The sequence below is a fragment of the Affinibrenneria salicis genome (assembly GCF_008710095.1).
Genome location: NZ_VYKJ01000003.1, coordinates 126,437 through 140,922, shown reverse-complemented (window position 1 = coordinate 140,922; position 14,486 = coordinate 126,437). Strand labels below are relative to the sequence as shown.

Here is a 14,486-nt window from a genome sequence, read left to right as displayed (position 1 = left end):
TCGTCCCGCATCGCCTGCGGCTATACGGGACCAGAAAGCGCGGCGACGGTATTACACCACGCGGGAAAACCAGGGTTGTTGCGTCTGCTGCGGCCGCTCGTCCGGCAACAGGCGATCGTGCATGATTTTAATCGCTTCGCCCAGAACCATGCTGCGCCCGGACAGCGCCAGTTGCTCCTGCGCCAGCAGGCACAGGCTGGCGTGATTGCCGGACTCCACCACCAGCATGCAGGCCTGAGTCCGCCCGTCGGTTAACCGCACGCGCACCAAATCGCCGGGCTGCGGGCAAAATTCTCCGCCGGCGTTCTGCTGGGCGAAATGCCAGCTCTTCGGCATCAGCGGTTTAAGGAAGCGGCTGGCCACCAGCGCGTTCAGCACCAGCTCGGCCTGTAGCTCCTGATTCAACGCGGTACGCTGGCAACTTTCCTGCCAGCTAAAAAACAGCGCGGCGTCATCCACGCAGAAATCGCTGTCGCCAAAGGCGTCGGGCGTCAGCATTTTGGCCGGGAAGCGCGAGCGAAATAACATGCCGTTGGCGAGATCGAGCATCAGCCGATCGTGTTCGCTATCAAAATACCAGCGCCAGGTATTATCAGGTTTTAATTTCATTTTATTACCTTCGCCCGGATCAGCATCCTTCGTCTTTAAGGATATTCTGATTACAGAATCTCAAATAAGCCCCTCGGGATAAATGACATCACCACTGCCACTTATTTACACAAACGTACAAAATATAGACCAGCCGGAGGAATAAATAAACCCCCGCCATTCAATGATGAGAAATATATTCGTCATACCGCAAATCGGCTTTATTACTCACCCCATTCCTGGAGTTCGTTCCGCCGCTGTCGTCGCAAGCGGAATTCAAATATGCTGCCGGTGAATGCCTGCCGCTGAGTTAGCTCAACGCCTGGCATTTACCGGATTGCCGCCTTTCCTCCGCTCAAATTATTTCGGCCATAAGGTTAGAGGAAGGTCACAATATCTTTAATCAGCGTCGGCCCGCGGTAAATAAAGCCGCTGTATATCTGAATCAATGACGCGCCGGCGGCCATTTTTTCTCTGGCGGCGATAACGGAATCAATCCCGCCCACGCCAATAATCGGCAGGCGACCGTTAAGCTCGCGCGACAGCATGCGAATAATTTCCGTGCTGCTGTGCTGCAAAGGACGACCGCTTAGCCCCCCGGTCTGGCCGCAGTGGTTAAGACCGGCGATCAACGTCCTGTCCAGCGTGGTATTGGTGGCGATAACGCCGTCAATATTATGGCGCACCAGGCTGTCGGCTATTTGGATCAATTCTTCTTCACTAAGATCCGGCGCGATCTTTACCGCGACAGGAACATATTTTTGATGTTGCTCGCTTAATTGCGCCTGCTTGTTTTTAATCGCCAGCAAAAGATCGTCCAGCGCTTCGCCATATTGCAGCGCTCTGAGTCCCGGCGTATTGGGGGAAGAGATATTTACCGCAATATAACCCGCCCAGGGATAGATCTTTTCCATACAGATTAGATAATCATCTTTGCCCTGCTCTACCGGCGTCGCTTTATTCTTACCGATATTGATCCCCAGTACGCCGCCGAAGTTTGATTTTTTCACGTTTTCGACCAGACGATCGACGCCGAGATTATTAAATCCCATCCGATTAATTAGCCCTTCCGCTTCTACGATGCGAAATAAACGCGGCTTATCATTACCCGGCTGCGCCAGCGGGGTGACGGTACCCACTTCAATGAAGCCAAATCCCATTGCTCCCAGCGCGTCAATACAATCGCCGTTTTTATCCAGCCCGGCAGCCAGACCGAGCGGATTTTTAAACGACAACCCCATACAGGTCACCGGTTTAACGGGAACGGACTGACGAACGAGGAATTCAAACGGGGTGCCGGATAGTCGGCGTAATTGCTGGAAGGTCAGCTCATGAGCACGCTCTGGATCAAGCTGAAATAAGGCTTTCTTGATAAGGGGGTAAAACATGTCTTCTCCTGAGATCCCAGTTGCAAACCGGGAGGAGATTATCAGCCATTAGGCCGGCAATTGGAATTGTAAACGACAAAAAAATTCAAATACGAAATGACCGGCGACAGCGCCGGAAAATGCGCAAGAGCCGAATTTTGCGCGACGCTCGCGCAGAAAACATACGCGGCGGGCGGTTTGATGCGCAACCGTTTTCCCCCTGCGCTGGCGGATAAAACACGGCGCTTCGTCCCTGAAACGCCATACTCGTCATACTTCACACCTTGCAGGCGCACCGGCGCCACTTCATTCTTCGGTCCGTTGCCGGCTTCCCCGTTCGGGACCGACGGGAGCCGCATTCCTGTTTGCTCCCGGCGGATTCGTCTCGCACTGCCGCGCGACGAGACGCATTGCAATGCACCGCGTCGATAAAGGCGCGACGCCCCGCGTTGTTCAAAACAATAACGTTTTTCCCGCAACCCGGGTTATTCAGCGTTTAGTCATCGCGCCGTACGGCGCTGTCAGGCCAGAGCCCGGCTAATTTTTTCGAACAAATCGCCCGCCAGGTTATCCAGCGCCTTCAGTTCTTCCAGCGACTGACGCATCTGCGCCTGGCGCTTCTCATCATAACGCTTCAGGCGGATCAACGGTTCGATCAGCCGTGCCGCCACCTGAGGATTACGCGTATTCAGATCCCTGAGAATGCCGGTAAGGAAACGATAACCGCTGCCGTCTTCGGCATGAAACGCCGCCGGATTCACCGAAGCGAAGGAACCGACCAGCGCTCGCAGACGGTTCGGGTTATTCAGGCTGAAGGAGCGATGATTAAGCAGCGCCTTCACCCGTTGCAAAACGTCGCCGTCCGGGCTGCTGGCCTGCAGGGTAAACCACTTATCCATCACCAGTCCGTCCTGATGCCAGCGCTGATCGAAATCGTCCAGAAGCGCATCGCGACCGGGCAGCTGCGCCGCCACGGCGGCGGTCAACGCGGCCAGCGAGTCGGTCATATTATTCGCCTGGCGATACTGGCTGGTCACCAGCGTATCCGCCTGTTGCTGTTCGCCGAAGGCCAGATAGTGCAGGCATACATTGTGCAGCGCGCGCCTGCCGATATCGCCATGTTCGATGCGGTAAACCGGCGTCAGCGTGGCGCGATACACCGCCAGCAGCTCATCCGCCATTTCTTTGGCCAGCGCCCGCGTCAGCGATGCATGAACGGCGGCAATCGCCGTCGGATCGACGATATCGAACCATTCGGCGATCTCATTTTCGCCGGGCAACGTCAGGATCTGCGCGATCAACATAGGATCCAGCCGTTCGTCCAGCAGCACGCCGCGGAATGCGTCCACCACGTGCAGCGGCAGCGACAGAGCCTGCCCCTGCCGATAGCGCGCCACGTTCAGGCGAATATAGCCGGCCAGCAGACTCTGCGCCGCATCCCAGCGCGAAAACGCATTGCGCGCGTGACGCATCAGAAACGTCAGTTGATCATCCTGCCAGGCGTAGTTCAGTTTCACCGGCGCGGAGAATTCGCGCAGCAGCGACGGCACCGGCAGGCAGGGCACATGGTCGAACACAAAGGTCTGTTCCGCCTGCGTAACATTTAATACCGACGCCTGCGGCCGGCCGTCCTGCTGCAGCGCGATCGGTTGACCTTCGCTGTCGTACAGTTCAATATCCAGCGGAATATGCAGCGGCAGTTTCTCCTGCTTATCCGCGCCGACCGGCGTCATCTGGCTGACGTGCAGCCGGTATTGCTGGCTGGCGGCGTCATACTCATCGCGCACCGTCAGCAACGGCGTACCCGATTGACTATACCAGCGGCGGAACTGCGCCAGATCGACGCCGGACGCGTCTTCCATCGCCTGCACGAAATCGTCGCAGGTGGCCGCGCTGCCATCGTGCCGCTGAAAGTAGAGGCGCATCCCCGCCTGAAATTTCTCTTCGCCCAGCAGGGTATGCATCATGCGGATAACTTCCGCCCCTTTCTCATAGACGGTCAGGGTGTAGAAGTTATTCATTTCGATCACGTGATCCGGCCGGATCGGGTGCGACATCGGCCCCGCGTCCTCGGCAAATTGCGCGCTGCGCATCACGCGCACATTATTGATCCGGTTCACCGCCCGCGATCCCAGATCGGAACTGAACTCCTGATCGCGAAACACGGTCAGCCCCTCTTTCAGGCTGAGCTGGAACCAGTCGCGGCAGGTTACCCGGTTGCCGGTCCAGTTGTGAAAATATTCATGGCCGATCACCGCCTCTATATTGAGGTAATCTTTGTCGGTGGCGGTTTCGGCTTTAGCCAGTACATATTTCGAGTTAAATACGTTCAGGCCTTTATTTTCCATCGCGCCCATGTTGAAGAAATCCACCGCGACGATCATATAAATGTCGAGATCGTATTCCAGGCCAAAACGTGTTTCATCCCACTTCATGGCGTTTTTCAGCGAAGCCATCGCCCAGTCGGCGCGATCGAGATTACCGCGGTCGACATACAGCTCCAGCGCCACGTCCCGCCCGGAACAGGTGGTAAAATGATCCTGCAGAACATCAAAATCGCCGGCGACCAGCGCGAACAGATAACAGGGTTTGGGAAACGGATCCTGCCATTCAACCCAGTGCCGACCGTCGTCGAGTTCACCCTGAGACTGCCGGTTGCCGTTGGACAGCAGATACGGGTAACGCTGCTTATCGGCGGTGATGCGGGTGGTAAAACGCGCCAGCACATCCGGCCGATCGAGATAATAGGTAATATGGCGGAAGCCCTCCGCCTCACACTGCGTACAGAGCGCGTCGCCGGACTGGTACAGCCCTTCCAGCGCGCTGTTGGCCGCCGGGTTGATCTCCGTTTCGATCGACAAAGTAAACCGCGCCGGCACATCGTGCAGAACCAGCCCGCCGTCGCACAGCTGATAAGCCTGCCACGCTTTACCCTCCACACTGACGCTGATTAACTGCAGCCCTTCGCCATCCAGTCGCAGCGGCGTACCCGGCTGTCCCTGCAAAATGACCTGGCTGACGGCCCTGACCCGCGTTTTTTCCGCATCGAGGCTGAAATCCAGCGCGACATCGCTGATCGTGTAGGCGGGCGCCTGATAATCCCGGCGGTATTTTACTTGTGGCTGTTGAATCATAAAATTTTGACCTCGTCATGCATACAGATAAGAGCAAGTGTATTCCTGTTACAACGATGTTACCATTAGCGCCTAACGAGAAGAATTATCAGCTTTATACTCTATAGCTTAAATAATTCGGGTTGCAGGAACACGGCAAACAAATGCACCCTGTAATCTGAAGTATGGCGGGTCGGCCGGTTTATTTCTCGTTGCGCTATCCCCATGATGGAGAGGTAGCATCAATAACGGAGCGTCAGGCTGCGAAATCGCCCTGACTGTGACTTAATGCGTCGGTGAGGATGCTGTAACGCACCATGACTTTATACACTGCCCCGGTTTTAACCTCATTGCTTGATACTGATGCGTACAAGCTGCATATGCAACAGGCGGTTTACCATCAATATTATGATGTGCAGGTGGCGGCCGAGTTTCGCTGCCGCAGCGATGAGCTATTAGGCCCCTACGCGGATGAAATCGCCGCCGAAGTCGCATCAATGAGTCAGCTGGCACTGAGCGATGACGAATATCGCTACCTGTCCGCTTTACCGTTCTTTCAACAGGACTACCTGAACTGGCTGCGTCGGTTTCGTTTCGACCCGACTCAGGTCACCATCCGCGACCATAACGGCCGGCTGGATATCCGCATCGCCGGTCCGTGGCGCGAGGTGATCCTGTGGGAAGTGCCGCTGCTGGCCGCCATCAGTGAAATCGTCCACCGCCGGCGTTCGCCGCAGGTGACGATGGACGGCGTGCTCGGCCACCTGCGCGAAAAACTCGAACGTTTCCGCGCGCTCAGCGCGGATCTTGATATCAGCCATTACCGGCTGATGGATTTCGGCACCAGGCGGCGCTTTTCCCACGCGGTGCAACAGCAGATCGTCGCCACCCTGCAGGCCGAATTCCCGTGGCTCATCGGCACCAGCAATTACGATCTGGCTCGCCGTTTGAATCTGACGCCGCTGGGCACTCAGGCGCATGAATGGTTCCAGGCGCATCAGCAAATCAGCCCGACGCTGGCCAATAGTCAGCGCGCCGCGCTGCAGGCCTGGCTGCAGGAATATCCCGACCAGCTTGGCATCGCGCTCACCGACTGCATCACCATGGATGCCTTCCTGCGCGACTTCGATTTCGATTTCGCCAGCCGCTACCAGGGGCTGCGTCATGACTCCGGCGATCCGATCGACTGGGGCGAGAAAGCCATCGTTCATTATCAGAATCTGGGCATCGACCCGCTGAGTAAGGTGCTGGTGTTCTCGGATAATCTGGATCTCGATAAAAGCCTGGCGCTTTACCGCCATTTCTGGCCGCGCATCAATCTGAGCTTCGGCATCGGCACCCGTCTAACCTGCGATATTCCCGGCGTCACGCCGCTGAACATCGTCATCAAGCTGGTGGAGTGCAACGGGAAACCGGTCGCCAAACTGTCCGACAGTCCGGGAAAAACCATTTGTCAGGACGCAGAGTTCGTCAGCGCGCTGCGCGAGGCGTTTGATCTGCCGCTGGTTAAAAAAGCCTGCTGAACCCGGCGCATTTTCCTTTATCCGAAAAACAGCAAGACGATAAATCTTATCGTCTTGCTGTGATTTCTGCTTGTGTCCAGCCCATCGGCAAGTAACATATGCAAGGTTCTGCCTGCGGGCAGGGCCTGTTACTTTTGTCTTAAACCATTACAAGAGAGAAATTTATGAGCGTAGTGCCTGTAGTCGACGTACTGCAAGGCCGTGTCGCCGTTGACAGTGACGTCACCGTGCGCGGCTGGGTACGTACCCGGAGAGATTCTAAAGCCGGTATCTCCTTTATCGCCGTCTATGACGGTTCCTGCTTTAATCCGTTACAGGCTGTAATTAATAATACTCTCCCCAATTACAATCAGGATGTATTGCGCCTGACCACCGGCTGCTCGGTGGAAGTCACCGGCCGCGTCGTCGCTTCGCCTGGCGAAGGACAAAGTTATGAGCTGCAGGCCAGCGCCGTCAACGTGATCGGCTGGGTCGACGATCCGGACACCTACCCGATGGCGGCCAAACGCCACAGTATCGAATATCTGCGCGAAGTCGCCCATCTGCGGCCGCGCACCAACCTGATCGGCGCCGTCGCGCGCGTTCGCCACACGCTGGCTCAGGCGATTCACCGTTTCTTCCATGAAAACGGCTACTGCTGGGTCTCTACGCCGCTGATCACCGCGTCGGATACCGAAGGCGCCGGCGAGATGTTCCGCGTCTCCACGCTCGATCTGGAAAACCTGCCGCGCACCGGGCAGGGCAAGGTGGATTTCAGCGAAGACTTCTTCGGCCGCGAGGCGTTCCTGACCGTATCCGGCCAGTTGAACGGCGAAACCTACGCCTGCGCGCTGTCGAAAATTTACACCTTCGGCCCGACCTTCCGGGCGGAAAACTCCAATACCAGCCGTCACCTGGCGGAATTCTGGATGATCGAACCGGAAGTGGCCTTTGCCGAACTTGACGATATCGCCACGCTGGCCGAAGACCTGCTGAAATACGTGTTCCGCGCGGTGCTGCAGGAACGCGCCGACGACATGGCGTTCTTCGCCCAGCGGGTCGATAAAGACGCGGTGGAACGGCTCGAACGCTTTATTACCTCCGATTTCGCGCAGGTGGACTACACCGATGCGATAGATATCCTGCAGGCCTCTGGCCAGACATTCGAAAACCCGGTTTCCTGGGGCATTGACCTGTCGTCCGAACACGAACGCTATCTGGCGGAGAAACATTTCCGATCGCCGGTAGTCGTTAAGAATTACCCTAAAGATATCAAAGCCTTTTATATGCGCATGAACAACGATGGCAAAACCGTCGCCGCAATGGATGTTCTGGCGCCGGGCATTGGCGAAATTATCGGCGGGTCGCAGCGCGAAGAACGACTGGATCATCTGGACAAACGCCTTGACGAAATGGGGCTGAAGAAAGAGGATTACTGGTGGTACCGCGACCTGCGCCGCTACGGCACCGTCCCGCATTCCGGTTTCGGCCTCGGTTTTGAACGCCTGATTGCGTATGTAACCGGTGTACAAAATGTACGCGATGTTATTCCATTCCCGCGCACGCCCAGAAACGCCAGTTTCTAAATAAATATTTAATATAAGCAAAACAAATATGTAGAAAAGAGGGACGCCATTTCGGGGTCCCTCTTTTTTAATTTCCGATATTGCTCACAAAGTTCCCTGATATTTACATTTTGAAATACAATATTTCATTTTGTTACCTGATTACGATGTTAGTAGCATTTTCGGGGTGGATTAACGAGGGTTTGAATGGAAAACTGCGTTCAGACACAGAAAGACACCCGACTGTCGGATAAAGTTCCCAGGAATTTATTTATGACAGTGGCAGGCGTCTCAATAACACCAATGAGGGTAATAATGATGAAGCGCAACATTCTTGCAGTGGTAATCCCGACTCTGTTAGCTGCTGGCGCAGTTAACGCTGCCGAAGTGTACAACAAAGACGGCAACAAAGTTGATATTTACGGCAGGGTTACCGCTCTGCATTACTTCTCTGATAACAATGGCAACGACGGCGACAAAACTTACGCGCGTCTGGGCTTCAAAGGCGAAAGCCAGATCACCAGCGATCTGACTGGCTTTGGTCGTTTCGAATATGAATTCAAAGGCAACCGTGCTGAAGGTTCTCAGGGCGGCGACAAAACCCGTCTGGCCTTTGCCGGTCTGAAATTCGCCGATTACGGTTCTGTCGACTTCGGTCGTAACTATGGCGTTGTTTACGATGCGCTGGGCTGGACCGACGTTCTGCCGGAATTCGGCGGCGATACCACGGGTCCGGATAGCTTCATGAATGGCCGTACCACTGGCGTGGCGACTTACCGCAACACCAACTTCTTCGGTCTGGTTGACGGCTGGAACTTCGCCGTACAGTATCAGGGCAAAAACAGCGACGACTCCAACAACCCGCGCAGCCTGGCTGAATCCAACGGCGACGGCTGGGGTATTTCTTCCTCTTACGAATCCGAAATCGGCTTAGGCGTGGTTGGTACTTACGCTGCATCCGACCGTACCGATGAGCAAAACGCTAACGCCGCTGGTCGCGGTGCCAAAGCGGAAGCCTGGGCTACCGCCGTTAAATACGACGCCAACAACATCTATCTGGCCGCCACCTACGGCGAATACCGCAATCTGTCTTACATTGATGCAGACTTCGTCGGCTTCGCTGATAAGACTAAAGTCTTTGAAGCCGTGGCTCAGTACCAGTTCGACTTCGGCCTGCGTCCGTCTCTGGCCTACGTGTCCTCCAAAGGCAAAGTTGACAGCACTAACCAGAATGACTACCTGAACAAATACGTCAGCGTCGGCGCGACCTATGCGTTCAACAAAAACGTATCTACCTACGTTGACTATCAGATCAACCTGATCAAAGACGACAACGCTTACGGCATCAACGATGATGATACCGTGGCTCTGGGCCTGACTTATCAGTTCTAAGTCGGTTTAAACCGCGCGTTTGTGGCGCGCGGCGATCGTCAAAAAAGACAGAGCTTCGGCTCTGTCTTTTTATTTTGTCTTATCCCTTTCCCACACGCCTGTGCGCGCCCTCACGTCGCTGGCGTTGACTGGCGCAATTTCCCGAATCTTTTGATCGCAAACGGTTGGCAAAGCAGATGACTGACGGTAATCTGATGGCTCCTGCTTAATCTCTGCCATGGAACACCCTGTCAATGTTTGAAACTATCTCTGCCGCACCCGCCGACCCAATCCTTGGCCTGGCCGATCTTTTCCGCGCTGATGAGCGTCCGAACAAAATCAACCTGGGCATAGGCGTTTATAAAGACGAAACGGGCAAAACCCCGGTGTTAACCAGCGTAAAAAAAGCTGAACAATATCTGCTGGAAAACGAAACCACCAAAAACTATCTGAGTATCGACGGCCTTGCCGATTTCGGCCTCTGCACCCAAGCGCTGCTGTTTGGCAAAGAGAGCACCATTATAAGCGATAAACGCGCCCGTACGGCGCAAACACCGGGCGGAACCGGCGGCTTACGCGTGGCGGCCGACTTTATCGCCCGTCAGACCAGCGCAAAACGTATCTGGATCAGCAACCCGAGCTGGCCGAACCACAAGAATGTCTTTTCCGCCGCCGGATTAGAGGTGCGCGAGTATGACTATTATGACGCGGAGAACCACAGTCTGGACTTCGGGGCGCTGCTGAAGAGCCTCAGCGCGGCGCAGGCCGGCGATGTCGTTCTGTTCCACGGCTGCTGCCATAACCCGACCGGTATCGATCCAACCGAAGAACAGTGGTCGCAGCTGGCTGAGCTATCGGTGGAAAAAGGCTGGCTGCCGCTGTTCGACTTTGCCTATCAGGGATTCGCCAGAGGTCTGGAAGAAGACGCGCAGGGGCTGCGTATCTTTGCCGCCAGCCATCCTGAGCTGATCGTGGCCAGCTCCTACTCGAAAAATTTTGGCCTGTACAATGAGCGCGTCGGCGCCTGTACGCTGGTTGCGGCCGATGCCCAAACCGCGGATAAGGCGTTCAGTCAGGTAAAGGCCACCATCCGCGCCAACTACTCTAACCCGCCGGCCCACGGCGCCAGCGTGGTGGCGACCATTCTCGGCAACGATACGCTGCGCGCCATCTGGGAGCAGGAGCTCACCGCCATGCGTGAACGCATTCAGCGCATGCGTCAGCTGTTCGTCAACACGCTGCAGGAAAAAGGGGCCGACCGCGACTTCTCGTTCATCATTGAACAGAACGGCATGTTCTCGTTCAGCGGCCTGAACAAAGAGCAGGTGTTGCGCCTGCGCGACGAGTTCGGCGTCTATGCGGTTAACTCCGGGCGCATCAACGTCGCCGGCATGACGCCGGAAAATATGGCGCCGCTGTGCGAAGCGATTGTCGCGGTGTTATAAGGTCGCCATCAGGCCACAGTAAAAAGCCGGCGTTATGCCGGCTTGAGGTTGCAGACAAAGTCGCCAATGAGCCGAGATATACGAGGCCTATCGCACCGGGGGCGCTCCGGCGGCTAACGCCGCTACCACCCTCGCCGCACGCTCCCGAATAACACCTCTTGTCATCAGTAAAAAACCGGCGTTATGCCGGTTTTTTACTGTCTAAGAGAGACAAATCACCAGATGGCGGGCTCGTCCCGTACAAACGGATTGGTGCGGCGCTCCTCGCCGAAGGTCGAGCCTGGCCCGTGCCCCGGAATAAAAGCCACGTCGTCGCCGAGAGGAAACAGCTTAGTGCGGATAGACGCGATTAGCGCCTGATGGTCGCCCTGCGGAAAATCGCTGCGCCCGACGCCGCCGTTGAAGATGACATCGCCGACCAGCGCGAAGCGCTCCGCCGAAGCGAAAAACACGATGTGCCCCGGCGTATGGCCCGGGCAGTGTAATACCGCCAGTTCGATCTCTCCGACGTTAACCGTATCGCCTTCGTGCAGCCAGCGGGTCGGCGTTAACGGCTCGCACTCGCTCAGGCCGAACATACGGCTCTGTGCCGGCAGCCCGTCCAGCCAGAAGGCATCGGCCTCCTGCGGCCCCAGAATCGGCGCCTGATAGTGTTGCGCCAGACTGGCTGCCGCGCCGACATGGTCCAGATGACCGTGCGTCAGCAAAATCTGCCGCACATTTACGCCGGCCGCCTGCACCGCACGCTTGATCTTCTCCGCCTCGCCGCCGGGATCCACAATGGCCGCATCCTGGGTCTTTTCACACCACAAAAGCGTACAGTTCTGGTTGAATGCGGTGACCGGGATAACTTGATATTTCATACTGCTCCATCTGATAAAGCGTTACTCAGCACACGAGCCAACGACCAGCGACATTACCAGTTGCGCACCGGCCCGGTATCGATATGCACAAAATTGCTGCGCGGATAATAGCCGACCCCGCCGGCGCGCATTTTCAGCGCCGCCTTACGTATATTCGCCAGCTGGACGCCTTCAATGTGGAAATCCATCGCTTTTCCCTGCGTGTGGTAACTCTGCTTCGCCACGCCGCGCCGGTGAGAACGCAGTTCGTTATTGGTGCCGAGGGAACGATAGCCGGAAACCAGCTGCACCGGTTTGTTGCTGCCCAGCATCACCTGCAGTCGGTAGAGTTGGTCGAACAACAGCGGATCGATGCTTTTAATTTTGTTGGCGCGATAATCGCGGAAGAAGTGATTTAGGCGTGAAAGCTCTTCTTTATTATAGCGTCGTCCGTCAAAAAACTCGGTTTTCAGCCGTTCACCCGTATTCAGGTTTTCCAGCGTCAAAATACGTGGACGAGGCGTGGATAACGTCGCCAAAGCCTGTCCAGGCAAAAGCGTCACCCCGAGCGCGGCGCCGCCCAGCAGCAGCCACTTACGGCGATGATTATCAATGTGTTCCATAGGTGTATTGCCCTGGCTAGAAGATCGGTATATGCGGGTACTTAAAATGCACCGTTTTGCACCATAACTGGCAATGAAAAGTGAGTCAACCCGCTTTCCGCCGGGGTTTGCGGGGCGTCACCCTGTACGCCCTCGCCCGGCTCTGATGTTCTGACCGCTAATTAACCGGATTTGCTGCATTTATTACAGCAATAATCCTGCTTTTGGCAGAATCTGTGCCGCCGATCCCATCGTGCCGTCATAATTGTAAATATCTGTACGGAATTGCGGCTTGCCGTCGTCGGCGACCCACGCCGTCAGATAATACAGATTGACCGGGATCTTCGCCTTGACCGAAACATAGGTGGTATCGCCCTGTTTCAGTGCAGACGTCATACGCGTATCGCTCCAGCCGGCATCCTGCAGCAGCAGCGTGGCCAGTTCGGACGCTTTGTTGACGCGTACGCAGCCGGAGCTCAGCGCGCGGATATCCTTACGGAACAGATTATGATTCGGCGTATCGTGCAGATAGATCGCGTCGGAATTGGGCATATTAAACTTATAGCGGCCCAACGCGTTGTTGCTGCCCGGCGCCTGGCGCAGGCGATATGGGAAATTAGCCGGCGACACCATAGACCAGTCGATCATCGTCGGATCGATCGGCTGCGCCTCGCTGCTCCAGTCAGACAGCAGCGTATAACCATTGCGCTGCAGATAGCCCGGATCGCGCACCACTTTAGGAATGATATCCTGACGGGTGAGCGTGGTCGGCACGTTCCACGGCGGATTCAGCACTACGTTGTTTAACGAACTGCTCATCAACGGCGTTTTGCGTTTAGGCTGACCGACAATCACCCTCGACGACAATATTTCCGTTCCGTTCTGGTAATAAACCAGCGAATAGTCGGGAATGTTTACCATAATACCCGCCGCATCCCGATCGGGAATCAGGCGCAAACGCTGAATATTCAGCGCCAGCAGCGTAGCCCGCTGCTGCGGCGAGACATTCAGCCAGTCGCGGGTACGGACGCCGATCACGCCATCATCTTCCAGGCCCTGCCAGCGCTGAAAGCGTTTGACCGCCTCGACCAGCTCGCCCTGATAGCGCTCCGCGCCGTCCGCCGACAAGGCGGCGCCGCCTTCAGGCGCAGATGACGCTGTAACGACAGCCGGTACGGCGGGAGCAGCCGATGCGGTCGCCGGGCTGACGGCCGTCGATTCGCCGGCACTGGCACTGGCACTGGCACTGGCACTGGCACTGGCACTGGCACTGGCAGGCGTCAGCATGCCGGTACGCGATAAAATTTCACGCAACGCCGCCACATCCGCGCTGCTCTCTTCGGGACGCAGGCTGCCTTTGCCGGTGAGCTGCGGCCAGGGACGCTCGTCCGTCAGCATCGACTTCAGCGCCTGGCGCATCCGGGAATATTGCTGGTGCTGCGGCGCCAGCAAGGTGACATACGCGGCCGCATTGCCGCCATTGACCGCGCTTAGCCAGTGAGCGATGGCCTCCGCGGACGGCGCCTGCAGCCGGTAGGGCGTCGAGCCGTACAGCCAGCTGGTGCCGTAAGTCTTTACGCCGGAGACGAACTGCAGATAGCCCAGCATAGCATCAGACAGGGTAATATCGCGCGCCATGCCGGTCAGCGCGGGATCGGTCAGCCGGCTAACCCAGACCGTGAACTGAGGCTGAACGCCAGAAATGGCTATCTCCGCCAGCTGCTGCTGGAACTGCTGCACGGCGTCCCGATCGGTCCACATCGGTTGCATCTGACGCTGTCCGTACAGCGCGACCAGACTGGCAATATAATGGGGCGCCATGCCCGCCGGCAGATTAGCCAGCAGCGCCGCCTGCACCTGTTCCGGCGACTGCAGCATCGGGCTGCCGGCCGCAACCGGCGCCGTCACGGCCGGCATGGCCGCCTGCGCGAGCCCTGCCGGCGCCAGACTACACATCCAGGTGTAACCCGCCACCCACAGCCACTTTTGTTTATTTTTATTCTTTATTAACATCCCTTTATCATCCTCTGTTCACTATTAACCATACGACAATTCCCGCTCAGCCTTCTGGGTTACAACCATTTTTTTCAT

The 14,486-nt window shown here is 56.5% G+C and carries 11 protein-coding genes; 4 read left to right on the top strand and 7 right to left on the bottom strand.

From position 1 onward, the window contains the following. Nucleotides 1–51: 51 nt before the first annotated feature. The 4 genes from FJU30_RS07810 to pepN form a co-directional block, all read right to left on the bottom strand. Nucleotides 52–609: a cell division protein ZapC gene (locus FJU30_RS07810; protein ID WP_150434418.1), complete on the bottom strand. Its 558-nt coding sequence runs from the start codon at nucleotides 607–609 to the stop codon at nucleotides 52–54. 356 nt (nucleotides 610–965) lie between these two features. Continuing rightward, a complete protein-coding gene (gene pyrD / locus FJU30_RS07805; RefSeq protein WP_150434417.1) occupies nucleotides 966–1,976 on the bottom strand; it encodes a quinone-dependent dihydroorotate dehydrogenase in 1,011 nt (336 codons plus the stop codon). Between the two features lie 41 nt (nucleotides 1,977–2,017). Further along, nucleotides 2,018–2,434, bottom strand: coding sequence for a hypothetical protein (locus FJU30_RS07800; RefSeq protein ID WP_150434416.1), 417 nt, complete (start codon nucleotides 2,432–2,434; stop codon nucleotides 2,018–2,020). 42 nt (nucleotides 2,435–2,476) lie between these two features. Next, nucleotides 2,477–5,089 carry an aminopeptidase N gene (gene pepN, locus FJU30_RS07795; RefSeq protein ID WP_150434415.1) on the bottom strand — a complete coding sequence of 871 codons (2,613 nt, stop codon included), beginning with the start codon at nucleotides 5,087–5,089 and terminating at the stop codon, nucleotides 2,477–2,479. A 296-nt stretch (nucleotides 5,090–5,385) separates the two neighbouring features. Here pepN and pncB point away from each other — a divergent pair, with 296 nt between their 5' ends. The 4 genes from pncB to FJU30_RS07775 all read left to right on the top strand — a co-directional run bounded on the left by pncB (nucleotide 5,386) and on the right by FJU30_RS07775 (nucleotide 10,951). Then, complete coding sequence (pncB, locus tag FJU30_RS07790) at nucleotides 5,386–6,591, top strand: nicotinate phosphoribosyltransferase (RefSeq protein ID WP_150434414.1); 1,206 nt, start codon at nucleotides 5,386–5,388, stop codon at nucleotides 6,589–6,591. A gap of 164 nt (nucleotides 6,592–6,755) precedes the next feature. After that, nucleotides 6,756–8,156, top strand: a complete 1,401-nt coding sequence (asnS, locus tag FJU30_RS07785; protein WP_150434413.1) for an asparagine--tRNA ligase — start codon at nucleotides 6,756–6,758, stop codon at nucleotides 8,154–8,156. Nucleotides 8,157–8,450: 294 nt separating this feature from the next. Beyond that, on the top strand, nucleotides 8,451–9,527 hold the full coding sequence (locus tag FJU30_RS07780; RefSeq protein ID WP_317984039.1) for a porin: 1,077 nt from the start codon (nucleotides 8,451–8,453) through the stop codon (nucleotides 9,525–9,527). Nucleotides 9,528–9,760: 233 nt separating this feature from the next. After that, the gene (locus FJU30_RS07775; RefSeq protein ID WP_150434412.1) at nucleotides 9,761–10,951 is read left to right on the top strand and encodes an amino acid aminotransferase; all 1,191 of its coding nucleotides are present in this window, start codon (nucleotides 9,761–9,763) and stop codon (nucleotides 10,949–10,951) included. Between the two features lie 215 nt (nucleotides 10,952–11,166). On the opposite strand, the gene FJU30_RS07770 is transcribed toward FJU30_RS07775, so the two are convergent. From FJU30_RS07770 to ldtD, 3 genes are all read right to left on the bottom strand, one after another. Beyond that, nucleotides 11,167–11,814, bottom strand: coding sequence for an MBL fold metallo-hydrolase (locus tag FJU30_RS07770; protein WP_150434411.1), 648 nt, complete (start codon nucleotides 11,812–11,814; stop codon nucleotides 11,167–11,169). Nucleotides 11,815–11,867: 53 nt separating this feature from the next. Next, nucleotides 11,868–12,416 (bottom strand): YcbK family protein, encoded by a 549-nt coding sequence (locus FJU30_RS07765; RefSeq protein ID WP_150434410.1) that lies wholly within the window; start codon nucleotides 12,414–12,416, stop codon nucleotides 11,868–11,870. A gap of 183 nt (nucleotides 12,417–12,599) precedes the next feature. Next, entirely contained in the window at nucleotides 12,600–14,408 is a 1,809-nt protein-coding gene (gene ldtD, locus FJU30_RS07760; protein ID WP_150434409.1) for a L,D-transpeptidase, read from the bottom strand. Nucleotides 14,409–14,486: the final 78 nt, after the last annotated feature.